12 protein-coding genes and 1 pseudogene are annotated in these 14,496 nt (G+C 72.5%); 11 read left to right on the top strand and 2 right to left on the bottom strand.

Going from position 1 to position 14,496, the window contains the following annotated elements; translation table 11 throughout:
• The first annotated feature begins 68 nt into the window (after positions 1-68).
• A complete protein-coding gene (gene ggt, locus AC3IX6_RS06065; protein WP_489369209.1) occupies positions 69-1,862 on the top strand; it encodes a gamma-glutamyltransferase in 1,794 nt (597 codons plus the stop codon).
• A gap of 82 nt (positions 1,863-1,944) precedes the next feature.
• On the opposite strand, the gene map is transcribed toward ggt, so the two are convergent.
• Positions 1,945-2,712, bottom strand: a complete 768-nt coding sequence (gene map, locus AC3IX6_RS06060) for a type I methionyl aminopeptidase (protein WP_489369208.1) — start codon at positions 2,710-2,712, stop codon at positions 1,945-1,947.
• A gap of 64 nt (positions 2,713-2,776) precedes the next feature.
• Here map and AC3IX6_RS06055 point away from each other — a divergent pair, with 64 nt between their 5' ends.
• Positions 2,777-3,028 (top strand): helix-turn-helix domain-containing protein, encoded by a 252-nt coding sequence (locus AC3IX6_RS06055; protein WP_243339177.1) that lies wholly within the window; start codon positions 2,777-2,779, stop codon positions 3,026-3,028.
• 142 nt (positions 3,029-3,170) lie between these two features.
• Complete coding sequence (locus AC3IX6_RS06050) at positions 3,171-4,391, top strand: alginate lyase family protein (RefSeq protein ID WP_489369207.1); 1,221 nt, start codon at positions 3,171-3,173, stop codon at positions 4,389-4,391.
• A 37-nt stretch (positions 4,392-4,428) separates the two neighbouring features.
• On the opposite strand, the gene AC3IX6_RS06045 is transcribed toward AC3IX6_RS06050, so the two are convergent.
• Positions 4,429-5,331: an MBL fold metallo-hydrolase gene (locus AC3IX6_RS06045; RefSeq protein WP_489369206.1), complete on the bottom strand. Its 903-nt coding sequence runs from the start codon at positions 5,329-5,331 to the stop codon at positions 4,429-4,431.
• Between the two features lie 134 nt (positions 5,332-5,465).
• On the opposite strand from AC3IX6_RS06045, the gene AC3IX6_RS06040 reads away from it, so the two are divergent.
• From AC3IX6_RS06040 to AC3IX6_RS06005, 8 genes and pseudogenes are all read left to right on the top strand, one after another.
• Positions 5,466-5,894, top strand: a complete 429-nt coding sequence (locus tag AC3IX6_RS06040) for a MarR family winged helix-turn-helix transcriptional regulator (protein WP_489369205.1) — start codon at positions 5,466-5,468, stop codon at positions 5,892-5,894.
• A 22-nt stretch (positions 5,895-5,916) separates the two neighbouring features.
• Entirely contained in the window at positions 5,917-6,315 is a 399-nt protein-coding gene (locus tag AC3IX6_RS06035; protein ID WP_489369204.1) for a PPOX class F420-dependent oxidoreductase, read from the top strand.
• A gap of 45 nt (positions 6,316-6,360) precedes the next feature.
• Positions 6,361-8,337 carry a hypothetical protein gene (locus AC3IX6_RS06030; RefSeq protein ID WP_489369203.1) on the top strand — a complete coding sequence of 659 codons (1,977 nt, stop codon included), beginning with the start codon at positions 6,361-6,363 and terminating at the stop codon, positions 8,335-8,337.
• A gap of 173 nt (positions 8,338-8,510) precedes the next feature.
• Positions 8,511-9,353, top strand: coding sequence for a nitrilase-related carbon-nitrogen hydrolase (locus AC3IX6_RS06025; protein ID WP_389687673.1), 843 nt, complete (start codon positions 8,511-8,513; stop codon positions 9,351-9,353).
• Positions 9,350-10,645, top strand: coding sequence for an aspartate aminotransferase family protein (locus AC3IX6_RS06020; RefSeq protein WP_489369202.1), 1,296 nt, complete (start codon positions 9,350-9,352; stop codon positions 10,643-10,645). The genes AC3IX6_RS06025 and AC3IX6_RS06020 overlap by 4 nt, the downstream gene beginning before the upstream one ends.
• Before the next feature lie 17 nt (positions 10,646-10,662).
• A pseudogene (locus AC3IX6_RS06015) lies at positions 10,663-11,202 on the top strand (dihydropyrimidinase); the annotation flags it as partial.
• Positions 11,203-11,343: 141 nt separating this feature from the next.
• Entirely contained in the window at positions 11,344-12,732 is a 1,389-nt protein-coding gene (gene hydA / locus AC3IX6_RS06010) for a dihydropyrimidinase (RefSeq protein WP_489369201.1), read from the top strand.
• 39 nt (positions 12,733-12,771) lie between these two features.
• A complete protein-coding gene (locus AC3IX6_RS06005) occupies positions 12,772-13,788 on the top strand; it encodes a TIGR03842 family LLM class F420-dependent oxidoreductase (protein ID WP_489369200.1) in 1,017 nt (338 codons plus the stop codon).
• Positions 13,789-14,496: the final 708 nt, after the last annotated feature.

Here is a 14,496-nt window from a genome sequence, read left to right as displayed (position 1 = left end):
ACGCGGTGGGTGCACGGAAGTTACGCTGCCGCTCCAAGGTCTGACAGGCAGTCGACTGGAGGAACCGAATGCGTGGTCCCGCCGCACGTCAGTTAGCGCTCGTCGCGCTCGCCGGGGCGCTCGTCTCGACCGGGGCCGTAGCCCCGTCGTCGCCGAGCGCCACCCCGCCCAAGGTCCCGGTGGCCACCGGCTACGGCGGGGCCGTCGCCAGCGTCGACGCCGACGCCAGTGCGGTCGGCATCGCCGTCCTGCGCTCCGGCGGCAACGCCGTGGACGCCGCCGTCGCGACGGCCGCCGCGCTCGGGGTCACCGAGCCGTACTCCGCGGGCATCGGCGGGGGCGGCTACTTCGTGTACTACGACGCCCGCTCCGGCCGGGTGAGCACGATCGACGGCCGCGAGACCGCCCCGGCGACGGCCACCGCCGGGCTGTTCCAGGAGAACGGCCTGCCCATCCCCTTCGCCGAGGGCCAGACCAGCGGCCGCGGTGTCGGGGTCCCCGGCACCCCGGCGACCTGGCGGAGCGCGCTGGAGTCCTGGGGCACCCGTCCGCTGGGCCAACTCCTCAAGCCCGCCGAGAAGCTGGCCCGCGAGGGCTTCACCGTGGACGCCACCTTCCGGGCCCAGACCGAGCTGAACCAGGCCCGCTTCCGGGACTTCCCCGACACGAGCAAGCTCTTCCTGCCCGGCGGCGCCCTCCCGGTGGTCGGCTCCACCTTCAAGAACCCCGACCTGGCGGCCACGTACGCGGAGCTGCGGCGCAAGGGTGCGGGCGCGCTCTACCGGGGCCCGCTGGCCGAGGACATCGTCCGGGCCGTGCGCACGCCCCCGGTGGACCCGGCCGCCACCCGCGTGGTCCGCCCGGGCGACCTGACCGCCGGGGACCTGCGCGCGTACGCGACCAAGCGGCAGGACCCGACCCGGGTCGGCTACCGCGGCCTGGACGTGTACAGCATGGCCCCGTCCTCCTCCGGCGGCACCACCGTCGGCGAGGCGCTGAACATCCTGGAGCGCAGCGACCTCGGCGCGCTCTCCGAAGCCCAGTACCTGCACCGCTTCATCGAGTCCTCCCGGATCTCCTTCGCAGACCGGGGCCGCTGGGTCGGCGACCCGGCCGCCGAGGACGTGCCCACGAAGGAGCTGCTCTCGCAGCGGTACGCGGACACGCGCGGCTGCCTCATCGACCCGGCCAAGGCGCTGACCAGCCCGCTGCCTCCGGGGGATCCCCGCAACCCGGTCGCCTGCGGCGGCTCCGGACAGGCCGCCCCCACCACCTACGAGGGGGAGAACACCACGCACCTGACCGTCGCCGACCGCTGGGGCAACGTGGTCTCCTACACGCTGACCATCGAGTCGACCGGCGGCAGCGCCATCACCGTCCCGGGGCGCGGCTTCCTGCTGAACAACGAGCTGACCGACTTCTCCTTCGCCCCGGCGGCGCCCGGCGTCCCCGACCCGAACCTGCCGGGACCCGGCAAGCGGCCGCGCTCGTCGATGTCCCCGACCATCGTGCTGGAGCACGGACGCCCGCTGCTGGCGCTGGGCTCCCCGGGCGGGGCGACGATCATCACCACGGTGCTCCAGACCCTGACCGGGCACCTGGACCGCGGGTTGCCGCTGGTCGAGGCCATCGCCGCGCCGCGGGCCAGCCAGCGCAACCAGACCACCACCGAGCTGGAGCCGGGCCTGTGGAACAGCCCGGTCCGGGCCGAGCTGGAGGCGCTCGGACAGGGCTTCCGGCAGAACCCGGAGATCGGCGCGGCCACCGGGGTCCAGCGGCTGCCCGACGGGCGGTGGCTGGCCGCGGCCGAGACGACCCGGCGGGGCGGCGGCTCGGCGATGGTGGTGCACCCGCGGGGGTAGCCGCGGGCCCGGGCCGGATCCGGCGGGTGGGGCTCGCGGGCCGGTGGGGCTCGCCGTCCGGGGGCCTGCAGCCCGGTGAGGCCTACAGGGCGGTGAGGATCCTCGGGCCGGCGGAGGTGATCGCGACCGTGTGCTCGGCGTGCGCGGCGCGGCTGCCGTCGACGGTCCGCAGGGTCCAGCCGTCGGCGTCGCAGGCGTAGTCGTCCGTGCCGCCCGCGATGAGCATCGGCTCGATCGCGATCACCATGCCGGCGCGCAGCTTCGTACCCTGACCCGCCGGGCCCTCGTTGGGCACGCCCGGCTCCTCGTGCATGGAGCGTCCGACGCCGTGGCCGCCGAAGCCGTCGGGGATGCCGTACCCGGCGGCGCGGCAGACGCCGCCGATGGCGTGGGCGATGTCGCCGACGCGGTTGCCGGGCCGGGCGGCGGCGATGCCCGCCGCGAGGGCGGCCTCGGCGGTCGAGATGAGCCGCAGGTCGGCGGGGCGGGCCCGGCCCACGGTGAAGCTGACGGCCGCGTCGCCGACCCAGCCGGCCAGTTTCGCGCCGCAGTCGATGCTGACCAGGTCGCCGTCGCGCAGCCGGTAGCCGTCGGGGATGCCGTGCACGATCGCGTCGTTGACGGAGGCGCAGATGACGGCGGGGAAGGGGACCGGGGCGAACCGCGGCCGGTAGCCGAGGAAGGGCGAGCTCGCGCCGGCCTCGCGGAGCACCTCGCGCGCGGCCAGGTCGAGCTCCAGCAGGGACACCCCGACGGCGGCCCGTTCCCGGACGGCGGCGAGGGCGTGCGCGACGACGCGGCCCGCGGCACGCATCCGGTCGATCGATTGGTCTGTCTTGAGTTCCACCATGCCAATAACCATACCGGTATAACTGTAACGGGATACTTATTGGGCTCCGGGGTAGGATGAGGGCATGGTCCGTACCCCCCTCACCCCCGAAGAGCGCGAGCGCGGCGAGCGGCTCGGCGCCCTGTTGCGCACGGCCCGCGGTGGCCGCAGCATGGTCGAGGTCGCGGCCAGCGCCGGGCTCTCCGCCGAAACCCTCCGCAAGATCGAGACCGGCCGGGCCCCGACCCCGGCCTTCTTCACCGTCGCCGCCCTGGCCGGGGCCCTGGGGCTCTCCCTGGACGAAGTGATGCGGCGCTGCGCCCTCGTGCCCGTGTGAGGTCCGGGGGAGCGGGCGGGCCGCGGCCGTTCGGCCGCCGGGCCCGCCCTTCGGCGTGCCGTTAGGGCGGGCCCGCAGGCCGAACGGCCCAATCGGCGGTGGGAGGGCCGGGGCGCGGGGCAAGCGTGAAGGCGTGTCAGACATGAACGCATCCACATCCAAGCGACTCGGCCTCGGACTCGTGGGCGCCCTCCTCGCGGGCGGCCTGCTGCTCGCGGCGTGCGCCGCCCCCGAGGGCCGCGCCCACGCCAAGGACCCGGGCGACGTGGTCTTCCGCCACCCGGGCGTCGTCGTCAGCCACACCCGGCTCCAGCACGCGAAGCAGATGGTCGCGGCCGGCAAGGAGCCGTGGAACTCGGCGTACCAGGCGCTCCTGAAGAGCCGCTACGCCTCCCTCGACTATCAGCCGCACCCGGCCGACGTGGTGCCCTGCCCCTTCAACTCGGGGCCGCAGTCCTGCCTGGACGAACGGCAGGACGCGATCGCCGCCTACACCCACGCCCTGCTGTGGTCGGTGAACGGCAAGACCTCCCACGCCCGCAAGGCCGTGCAGATCATGGACGGCTGGTCGGCCGTGATGAAACGCCACGCCGAGGACAACGCCGGCCTCCAGGCCGCCTGGTCCGGCTCCACCTGGGCGCGCGCCGCCGAGATCGTCCACGCCGACTATCCGGCATGGGGGGAGGAACGGGTCGCCCGCTTCAAGGAGATGCTGCGCACCGCCTACCTCCCGGCCGTCCGCGCGCAGGTGCCGGCGTACAACGGCAACTGGGAGCTGGCCATGACCGACGCCGCCCTGGGCATCTCCGTCTTCCTGGAGGACCGGGCCGCCTTCCGGGAGTCGCTGGAGCGGTTCCGGGAGCGGGTCCCGGCGTACTTCTACCTCAAGCGGGACGGCGCGCACCCGCTGGCCCCGCCGCGCACCGGCATGGACTCGCCGGACAAGGTCGCGGCGTACTGGTTCGGCCAGGGGACGTACGTCGACGGCGTCGCCCAGGAGACCTGCCGCAACCTCATGCACGTCGGCTACGCGCTCGCGGCGTCCGCGCACATCGCGGAGACGGCCTGGCACCAGGGCGTCGACCTGTACGGCGAGCAGGGCGAGCGGCTCCGGGCGGCACTGGAGTTCCACGCGAAGTACCAGCTCGGCGAAGAGGCCCCCGAGTGGCTGTGCGGCGGCAAGCTGGAGCGCACGATGGGCCCCGACCTGGAAGTCGCGCTCCAGCACTACGCGGTGCGGACGGGGGCGAAACTCCCTTACACCCGAGAGCTGGTCGAGAAGACGCGGCCGGCCGGGACGGACGACCTGTTCGTGGCGTGGGAGACCCTCACCCACGGGGAGGCGGCGGCGCCGGTTGCCTGAGGCGGTGCCCGGGGCGATGCCCCGGGCGCGGCTGGGCTCAGGCGTCCACGGGGTGCCAGGCCGGGCCGTCGCCGTCGCCGTCGCCGTCGTCGGCCTGCCGGACGTGGCCGAACACCACGTCGGCGAAGTGGACGCCGAAGCCGATGGTTCCGGGCTCCGCCAGCTCGGCCACGAGGCGGCGGCGGTGGACGGCGGTCCGGGCGAGGTCGTGGTCGAAGGCCGAGGACCAGTCCGGGTGGTCGATCTGGATCGGCGAATGCACGGCGTCGCCGAAGGCGATCAGGCGCCGGCCGCCCCCGGTGATGACGTACTCGGCGTGCCCGACGGTGTGGCCGGGGGTGATCCGCACGCGCACCCCGGGGAAGACCTCCTCCCCGTCGTCAAGGGTGCGCACGCGCGGCGCGAGGGCAGCGACCCGCTCGGTCGTGCCCTCGGCCGCGAGGAGGTCGAGCCGGTCCCACTCGGGCGCGGCGATCAGGAACTCGGCGCGGGGGAAGAGGGGCGCCGCGTCGTCGGGGGAGGGGTGGACGGCCCAGCCGATGTGGTCGGAGTGGAGGTGGGTGAAGGCCACCGCTTCGATGTCCCCGGGGTCGAGGCCGAGTTCGGCCAGGCTGTCCGGGAGCGCGCCTCCGTGGATCACGCCGACGGGACCGTCCGGGGCGCGGTGGGTCTGCGGTCCGAAGCCCGCGTCGATCAGCAGTGCCCGGCCGCCGTGCTCCACCAGCAGGCCGCCGACGCTTCCCACGAGGTGGCCCGTGGCGTCCAGGTACTCCGGGTGCGCGGTCCACACCTCGTCGGTGGTGTCCGGGAGCAGCGGCAGCGGCCGGAGCCGTACGTCGCCGTCGGGCACGTACGAGACCTTCGTGTCGCCGAGCCGCAGCGAGCGGATTCCCGCGGGCCGGCGCAGTCGTTCTCCGCGCGCCGTCGTCAAATCGGGCATGAGGGCTCCCCCGTGAGTGGTCGTCAGGCCGCTCCCGGCCGGTCCGCCGGGGTGGCGAGGCCAACCATAAACATCAAGCTTGAATCATTCAAGTTGTAAATATTCTGGCTTGAGGGACTTGTTAAACTGGCGCCATGACGACACCCCCCGAGCACCGGGCCATCGCCGAGCGGCAACTGTGCGGGCTGGTGGACGGGCTGGCCCACCGGATCGCCGACCACGTGCGGGAGCGCGCCGCCACCCTCGGCCTCACCGCGTCCCAGGCCACCGCGCTGCGGGAGATGAGCGGGCCGATGACCATGCGGGACCTCGCCGAGCGCATGAGCTGCGAGCCCTCCAACGCCACCTTCGTCGTCGACAAGCTGGAGAAGCAGCACCTGATCGAGCGGCACCCGCACCCCACCGACCGCCGTGCCAAGCAGCTCGTCCTCACGCCCGAGGGCACCGCCCTGCGCGCCCGGCTCCTCGACCTCCTCTCCGTGGATTCGCCGGTGTCCGGGCTCGACCCGGAGGAGCAGGGCGTGCTGCGGAGCCTGCTGGAGCGGGCCGCCACCCCCCGTTGACCGGCCGCGTAGGGTCGGGCGCATGACGATCGAGGAACTGGGCAGAGCGAGGTACGTCAGTCTCACCACCTTCCGCAAGGACGGCACGGCGGTGGCCACGCCGGTGTGGGCGGTGGCGGACGGCGACGAGCTGTACGTGTGGACGCGCAACGACGCGTGGAAGGTCAAGCGGATCCGCAACAACGGGCGGGTCACGGTCGTGGCCTGCGACGTGCGCGGGCGGGTGGCCGAAGGGGCCGCCTCGGCCGAGGGCGAGGCGCGGCTGCTGGACGCGGCGGGGCTGAAGCGGGTGCGGAAGCTGATGACGCGCAAGTACACCTGGCAGTTCTGGATGCTCGACGTGCCGGCCGCCGTGGTCCGGCGCGAGCGGCCGCACACCGCGATCGCGGTCAAGCTTGCCCCGCCCGCCGTCAAGCTTTGAGACTCCTGTAGCCCGCCCGTAACACCAGTGGGATCCAATGCGGGGATGGAGACCGCGACTTCGCAGGTGATCGGCCAACTCTCCGGCTACATGCGGGGATTGACACAGCGACTGGATCCAGGGACGGGCTGGTACGGGGAGTTCCTGCGGCGGGACCCGGAGGGGATGCGGGCCTGTCTGGACGGGGCCGCGATGCCTCCGTGGGACGTACTGGAGTCACTGCTCGGCGACTTGGCCGCATCGACGGGAGCGGAGGCGCTGGCCCGGGAGACGCGGTACGCGGCCGGTCTGCGGGCCGCCGCGGTCGGGGTCTGGGACCGGCTGCCGGGCGGGGCGGAGGAGCTGCGCACGCTGCTCGCATCGGCCGCCGAGCAGACGGCCAGGGCCCGGGCCGCCCTGCGCGTGCTGTCGGCGCGGCTCGCGGAATCGGCGGACCCGGCGGAGGCGGAGGCCCTGTCCCGGGAACTCTCCTGGACCCGCGACGACGCCGCCCGCGCGGCGGCCCGCCACGAGGACCTGACGGCCCGCCTGGAAGCGGTGGCCCCGGGGGCCGACCACCCCGGACGCCCCTCGCCCGTGCGGCCGGACCCCCTGAACGGCGTGCCCGCACAGCGCGCCGCGACATCACCGGGCGCGGCGCCTTCCGCGGCGTGGCCGGGTCCGCGCGAAGACATGCGGACCGGGTCCCCGGACGCGGCGTGGCCCGGGTCGCCGACGGACGCCCGGGGCACTGCGTCGGGCCGGGCACCGGGCGTGACCTCGGAGGCGCCGCCGGACCGGGCGCCGGGGGCGGCGCCGGACGCTGCGTCGGGCTGGGCGTCGGGGGCGGCGCCGGATGCTGCGTCGGATTGGGCGTCGGATTGGGCGTCGGGCGCGACATCGGACGTGGCATCGGGCTGGGCGCCGGGCAGGGCATCGGCCTCGCCATCGGGCCCGGCCTCGGCATCGGCATCCGCCTCGGCCTCGGCTGCGGCACCGGAAGCGGTGGCGGAGCCGGTCGGGCGGGCCGAGGGGCGGTGGCTGCGCGGTGCGCGGCGCAGCGGCGGGGCCCGGTACGCGGGCGCGGCCGCGCCCGAAGCCCAGGCCGTCACCATGCCCCCGGGGCAGCCGTCGTCCGACCCGCCCCTGCGCGGCGCCCGCTTCGGGCGGCCCGCCCGCCCGGCGGCCGAGCCCGCCCCGGCGGCGGACCCGGCGCCGGTACAGGACGCTTCGGCAGCCGGGGCCGGACATCCCGACCCGGCGCGGGGAGCCCTGCACGAGGCCTGGAATCCGGCTGCCGGCCGACCGGGCGCCGACTCCGGCTCCACGGGCCAAGGTGCCCACCGGCCCGGCGCCCCGGCCTGGAACACGGGACACGCCCCCGCCCCCGACCCGGGTTTCCGGCCCCACCCGCAGGGCGAGCCCACTCCCTGGCCGGATCAGGCCCGCCCCGGCGGCCCGCACGCCGACTCCGCCGAGTGGGCCGGTTCCGCCTCCGGCGGGGGTCCGTATGCGCAGGCGGCCGGGGGGTCCGGAGGGTCCGGAGGGTTCGTGGAGGGGCTCGTGGCCCTGCGGGGGCAGGGGCGCAGCGGGGAGGCGCACGCGCTGCTCTGCGAGGCGGCCGCCGGGCCCGCCGAGCGGCTGGTCCGGCTGGGGGAGGAGCTGGCGCGGGCCGGGCTGGCCGCGGACTGGGCCACCCTGCTCTGGGAGGCGGCCTCGCTGCCGCCCGCCCGGTTCGCCGCGGCCGCCGCCGCGCTCGGGCCGGCCGACCAGGGCGCCCTGCTGCGCCAGGGCGCGGCCCGCCCGGCCGCCGAGATCGCCGAGATCGCCCTCGTGCTCGGGGAGGCCGGCCACACCCCGCAGGCCGACGCCCTGCTCGCCGCCTTCGTCCGGGTCCGCACCGCCGAGGAGTCGGCCCGCCTCGCCCGCCGGGATCCCCGGTGGTTCGCGCCCCGGCTGCTCCGCGCCGCCGAAGCCCTCTCGGGGGCTCATCACCGTGACCTGTTGCACGCCCTTCGAGTCGCGAATCTGCCCGTCGCCTGACCGGAAACGACCACGTGCCGGCGTAACTCCTGCGTTTGCTGATCGACTACTCCAACCGCGCAAGGCGGTCTTGCCCCGGGCCTGGCCGAGGCCTACCTTCAACTCCCTACGCGCAGCCGTCGTACACCCTCTACGTGCGTAGAAGCCGGCGTACCCGTCGCGAGGAGCAGCTCATGGCCCAAGTCGTCCGCGCCGCACTCGTCCAGGCCACCTGGACCGGAGACACCGAGTCGATGATCGCCAAACACGAGGAGCACGCCCGCCGGGCCGCCGCCCAGGGTGCGCAGATCATCGGCTTCCAGGAAGTCTTCAACGCCCCCTACTTCTGCCAGGTCCAGGAGCCCGAGCACTACCGCTGGGCCGAGGCCGTCCCCGACGGCCCCACCGTCCAGCGGATGCAGGCCCTCGCCCGCGAGACCGGCATGGTGATCGTCGTACCGGTCTTCGAGCTGGAGTCCGAGGGCTTCTACTACAACACCGCCGCGGTCATCGACGCCGACGGCAGCTACCTCGGCAAGTACCGCAAGCACCACATCCCCCAGGTCAGGGGCTTCTGGGAGAAGTACTACTTCCGCCCGGGCAACCTCGGTTTCCCCGTCTTCGACACCGCCGTGGGCCGGATCGGCGTCTACATCTGCTACGACCGGCACTTCCCGGAGGGATGGCGCGAACTGGGCCTGAACGGAGCCCAGTTGGTCTACAACCCGTCCGCCACCTCCCGCGGCCTGTCCGGGTACCTGTGGCAGCTGGAGCAGCCCGCCTCCGCCGTCGCCAACGAGTACTTCGTCGCCGCCATCAACCGCGTCGGCCAGGAGGAGTACGGCGACAACGACTTCTACGGCACCAGCTACTTCGTCGACCCGCGCGGCCAGTTCGTCGGGGAGGTCGCCAGCGACAAGGAAGAGGAACTCCTCGTCCGCGACCTCGACTTCGACCTCATCAAGGAGGTCCGCGACCAGTGGGCCTTCTACCGCGACCGCCGCCCCGACGCCTACGGAGGACTCGTACAGCCGTGACCAACCCGATCCCCCTGCACAGCCGGCACCGCTCCGCCCTGCCCGACTGGCTCGCGCTCTACTACGACCGCCCCATCGAACTCACCCACGGCGAGGGCCGCCACGTCTGGGACGCGGACGGCAACCGCTACCTCGACTTCTTCGGCGGCATCCTCACCACGATGACCGCCCACGCCCTGCCCGAGGTCACCAAGGCCGTCGCCGAACAGGCCGGGCGGATCATCCACTCCTCCACCCTGTACCTCAACCGCCCGATGATCGAACTGGCCGAGCGCGTCTCGGCGTTGTCCGGCATCCCCGACGCCCGGGTCTTCTTCACCACCTCCGGCACCGAGGCCAACGACACCGCCCTGCTGCTCGCGACGACGTACCGCCGCTCCAACCAGATCCTGGCGATGCGCAACAGCTACCACGGCCGGTCCTTCTCCACCGTCTCGATCACCGGCAACCGCGGCTGGTCCCCGACCAGCCTCTCGCCGCTCCAGACGTACTACGTCCACGGCGCGGTCCGCACCCGCGGCCCCTTCGCCCACCTCGACGACACCGCCTTCACCGCCGCGGCCGTCGCCGACCTGGAGGACGTGCTCGGCCAGGCGCGCGGCGGGGTCGCCGCGCTCATCGCCGAACCGGTGCAGGGCGTGGGCGGGTTCACCTCACCGCCCGACGGGCTGTACGGGTCCTTCCGCCAGGTCCTCGACCGGCACGGCATCCTCTGGATCAGCGACGAGGTGCAGACCGGCTGGGGCCGTACCGGCGAGCACTTCTGGGGCTGGCAGGCCCACGCCCAGAACGGCCCGCCGGACATCATCACCTTCGCCAAGGGCATCGGCAACGGCATGTCCATCGGCGGAGTCGTGGCCCGCGCCGAGGTGATGAACTGCCTCGACTCCAACTCCATCTCCACCTTCGGCGGTTCGCCGGTCACCATGGCCGCCGGCGTCGCCAACCTCTCCTACCTCCTCGAACACGACCTCCAGGGCAACGCCCGCCGCGTCGGCGGCCTGCTCCTGGAACGGCTGCGGGCCATCGCGGCGACCGTGCCCGCCGTACGGGAGGTACGCGGCCGGGGCCTGATGGCCGGCCTGGAGCTGACGAAACCCGGCACCGACCAGGCCGACCCGGACGCGGCCGCGGCCGTACTGGAGGCCGCCCGGGCCGGCGGCCTGCTGCTCGGCAAGGGCGGCGGCCACAACACGAGCGTGCTGCGCATCGCGCCGCCGCTCTCCCTCACCGTCGCCGAGGCGGAAGAGGGCGCCGAAATCCTCGCCGAGGCCCTCCGCACCCTCAACTAGCACCGGGGGAGACGTACATGAGCAGCAACCGCATCCTCATCCGCGGCGGACTCGTCATCACCGCATCCGACGAACTGCACGCCGACGTGCTGATCGAGGACGGCCGGGTCGCCGCCCTCGCGGCACACGGCACGGCGGCCGCCGAAACCTGGACGGCCGACCGGACGATCGAGGCGAGCGGGAAGTACGTCATCCCCGGCGGGGGCGACGCCCACACCCACATGGAGCTGCCCTTCGGCGGCACCGCAGCCTCCGACACCTTCGAGACCGGCACCCGGGCCGCCGCCTGGGGCGGCACCACCACCATCGTGGACTTCGCCGTCCAGACGCCGGGGCACGCCCTGCGCGAGGGCCTCGACACCTGGTACGACAAGGCCGACGGCAAGTGCGCCGTCGACTACGCCTTCCACATGATCCTCTCGGACGTCAACGAGCGGACCCTGAAGGAGATGGACCACCTGGTGGGGGAGGGGGTCACCTCCTTCAAGAGTTTCGTTGGCTCGCGTGACCAGGAATTTCCACGGCGGCTCGGCCACCTAGCGGGTGCGGGCGCCTTGTGCTGAACGGTGCGAGGCCCAGCGGTGTCGGCTGCCGGGGTCGCTACGGTGGTGCCGCCGACCGGAACACCGTATTCCTTGCGGTGTTCCGCTCTGCGCCCCTCTTGGTTCGGAATTGCAAGGCGAAGGGAATTCTCGGGCATGACTAGAACTCTCATTACCGGCGGCCTTGTCATTACGGCTTCCGACGAGTTGCACGCGGATGTTCTGATCGAGGACGGCCGTGTCGTGGCGATGGCGACAGCGGGCAGCCAGCAGTGGACCGCAGACAGGGTGATCGACGCCTCGCGGAGGTACGTGATCCCGGGCGGGGTCGATGCGCACACGCATATGGAGCTGCCGTTCGGCGGCACCTTCGCGTCGGACACGTTCGAGACCGGGACCCGAGCCGCTGCCTGGGGCGGGACGACGACGATCGTCGACTTCGCGGTGCAGACACCCGGGCACTCGCTCCGAGAGGGCTTGGACACCTGGTACGCGAAGGCCGACGGGCAGTGCGCGATCGACTACGCATTCCACATGATCGTGTCCGACGTCAATGAGCACTCCCTCAAGGAAATGGACGGACTCGTCGAGGAAGGCGTAAGTTCGTTCAAATTGTTTATGGCATACCCGGGCGTGTTCTATTCGGATGACGGGCAGATCCTGCGGGCGATGCAGCGGGCGTCGGGCAACGGCGGGCTGATCATGATGCACGCCGAGAACGGCATCGCGATCGACGTGCTCGTGGAGCAGGCTCTGGCGCGCGGGGAGACCGATCCCCGCCACCACGGGGAAGTCCGCAAGGTGCTCCTCGAAGCCGAGGCGACCCACCGCGCCATCCAGCTCGCCCGGGTGGCGGGCTCCCCGCTGTACGTCGTCCACGTCTCGGCGGAGGAGGCGGTCGCGGAGCTCGCGCTGGCCCGGGACAAGGGCCTGCCGGTCTTCGGTGAAACGTGCCCGCAGTACCTGTTCCTGTCCACGGACAACCTGGAGGAGCCGGACTTCCAGGGCGCGAAGTACGTCTGCTCGACCCCGCTGCGTCCGCGCGAGCACCAGGCGGCGCTGTGGCGGGGCCTGCGGACGAACGATCTCCAGGTGGTCTCCACGGACCACTGTCCGTTCTGCTTCCGGGGGCAGAAGGAGCTGGGCCGCGGGGACTTCTCGAAGATCCCGAACGGGCTGCCGGGGGTGGAGAACCGCATGGACCTCCTTCACCAGGCGGTCCTGGACGGGCACATCAGCCGGCGTCGCTGGATCGAGATCGCGTGCGCGAGCCCGGCCCGGATGTTCGGCCTCTACCCGCAGAAGGGCACCATCGCGCCGGGTTCCGATGCCGACATCGTCCTCTACGATCCGCACGCCGAGCAGGTCATCTCCGCCGAGACGCACCACATGAACGTGGACTACTCGGCGTACGAGGGCAAGCGGATCACCGGACGCGTCGACACGGTCCTCTCGCGCGGCGAGGTGGTCATCGACCGCCGCGAGTTCACGGGGCGGGCCGGTCACGGGGCGTTCGTTCACCGCTCCACCTGTCAGTACCTGTAAAGCCGCACGCCCGCACACAGCAGCAGCAAGGAGCCATGCATGGACTTCGGCCTCGTCCTGCAAACCGACCCGCCGGCCTCTCAGGTCGTGAGCCTTATGAAGCGCGCGGAGCGCAACGGCTTCCGCTACGGCTGGACCTTCGACTCCGCGGTGCTGTGGCAGGAGCCGTTCGTCATCTACAGCCAGATCCTCGCCAATACCCAGCGGATGCACGTCGGTCCGATGGTCACCAATCCTGGTACGCGCACGTGGGAGGTGACCGCCTCGACCTTCGCCACCCTCAACGACATGTACGGCAACCGCACGGTGTGCGGGATCGGCCGCGGGGACTCGGCGATGCGGGTCGCCGGCCGCGCGCCGAACACCCTGGCCCGCCTCGGCGAGGCCATCGACGTCATCCGCGACCTCGCCGAGGGACGTGAGGCCGCGGTCGACGGCAACGCCATCCGGATCCCCTGGATCACTGACGGGAAGCTCCCGGTGTGGATGGCGGCGTACGGGCCCAAGGCCCTCGCACTCGCCGGCCAGAAGGCCGACGGGTTCATCCTGCAGCTCGCCGACCTCTACCTCACCGAGTGGATGATCAAGGCGGTCCGCCAGGCTGCCGCGGAGGCCGGCCGGGACCCCGCCTCGATCACCATCTGCGTGGCGGCCCCGGCGTACGTCACGGCCGACGACTCGGCGCAGGCCCTGGCGCACGCCCGGGACCAGTGCCGCTGGTTCGGCGGGATGGTCGGCAACCACGTCGCCGACCTGGTCTCCCGCTACGGCGAGCACTCCTCGATGGTCCCGGACGAGCTGACCGAGTACGTCAAGTCCCGCCAGGGCTACGACTACAGCCACCACGGCCGCGCCGGGAACCCGTCCACCGACTTCGTCCCCGACGAGATCGTCGACCGCTTCTGCCTGCTGGGCCCCGCCGAGGCCCACATCGAGAAGCTCCGCGCCCTGCAGGCCCTGGGCGTCGACCAGTTCGCCCTCTACGACATGCACGACGCCCGGGAAACGACCATCGACGCGTACGGCTCCGACATCATCCCCGCTCTCACCTCCTGACCCGCGAACGGCCTCTTTCGCATCGTCCTCGCCGATCGCGGATCGGCGAGGACCCGCACGGTAGAGGCCGTGGAGGAGACAGCGGGAGTGGGCCGAGCGCACGGAGACGGCACAGTCGCACTTTGGATGTTCATACCATGCCGTCGGCCTCGCTCGAGTGGTCCTGTTCGTCGTCGCAGGATCGATCGCGGTCCGGAAGCCCGGGGCGAGTTTCAAGCACGTCGTGTGCTCGAGTGGGTGCACGAGCGAGATGCTCATCCGCATCGAGGGCCGCAGTCGGTACCGCCGGCCACCCTTCGCGGCTGACGGTCGACATCGTCGCCCACGCCGAGGGTGTGCGAGGTCCATTGCGACAGGGTCTGGTGGCCAACAAGGCTTCTGTGCAACAGGGTTGAGATGCAGGGTTCTTGCGCCACCGCGCGAAGGGCTCGCAGGCCCCTGCCCTCCCTCACCGCCTGATCGGTGGGCACTCTGAAGTCCTTTGGTGGAGCTCGACGCGCTTTCCCCTGGAACCACCGGGTCCTGCCGAGTTGAGGTGATGTCGGGAGTCGGTGTGAGTCGAGGTCCGGCCAAGGGGGGCCAAGGTTCCAGGCGAGCTGCGTGATCCAGATCACCGCTCTGACCTGGGGGTAAACACCTGGCGGCTTCCCAATGGCTGTGCAACTATCTGAATCGCCAAGATCGACCACCCCCCCTCTTTGGAGGAAT

This window comes from Streptomyces sp. GL_141 (assembly GCF_057834385.1).
The sequence above is the reverse complement of the archived record's forward strand: the minus strand, read 5'-3'. Positions and strand labels throughout refer to the sequence as shown.

Bases quoted from the DNA above. Each gene is read 5' to 3' on its own strand.
- ggt (WP_489369209.1), top strand. From the start codon at position 69: ATGCGTGGTCCCGCCGCACGTCAGTTAGCGCTCGTCGCGCTCGCCGGG.
- map (WP_489369208.1), bottom strand. From the start codon at position 2,712: ATGGTGGAACTCAAGACAGACCAATCGATCGACCGGATGCGTGCCGCG.
- AC3IX6_RS06055 (WP_243339177.1), top strand. From the start codon at position 2,777: ATGGTCCGTACCCCCCTCACCCCCGAAGAGCGCGAGCGCGGCGAGCGG.
- AC3IX6_RS06050 (WP_489369207.1), top strand. From the start codon at position 3,171: ATGAACGCATCCACATCCAAGCGACTCGGCCTCGGACTCGTGGGCGCC.
- AC3IX6_RS06045 (WP_489369206.1), bottom strand. From the start codon at position 5,331: ATGCCCGATTTGACGACGGCGCGCGGAGAACGACTGCGCCGGCCCGCG.
- AC3IX6_RS06040 (WP_489369205.1), top strand. From the start codon at position 5,466: ATGACGACACCCCCCGAGCACCGGGCCATCGCCGAGCGGCAACTGTGC.
- AC3IX6_RS06035 (WP_489369204.1), top strand. From the start codon at position 5,917: ATGACGATCGAGGAACTGGGCAGAGCGAGGTACGTCAGTCTCACCACC.
- AC3IX6_RS06030 (WP_489369203.1), top strand. From the start codon at position 6,361: ATGGAGACCGCGACTTCGCAGGTGATCGGCCAACTCTCCGGCTACATG.
- AC3IX6_RS06025 (WP_389687673.1), top strand. From the start codon at position 8,511: ATGGCCCAAGTCGTCCGCGCCGCACTCGTCCAGGCCACCTGGACCGGA.
- hydA (WP_489369201.1), top strand. From the start codon at position 11,344: ATGACTAGAACTCTCATTACCGGCGGCCTTGTCATTACGGCTTCCGAC.
- AC3IX6_RS06005 (WP_489369200.1), top strand. From the start codon at position 12,772: ATGGACTTCGGCCTCGTCCTGCAAACCGACCCGCCGGCCTCTCAGGTC.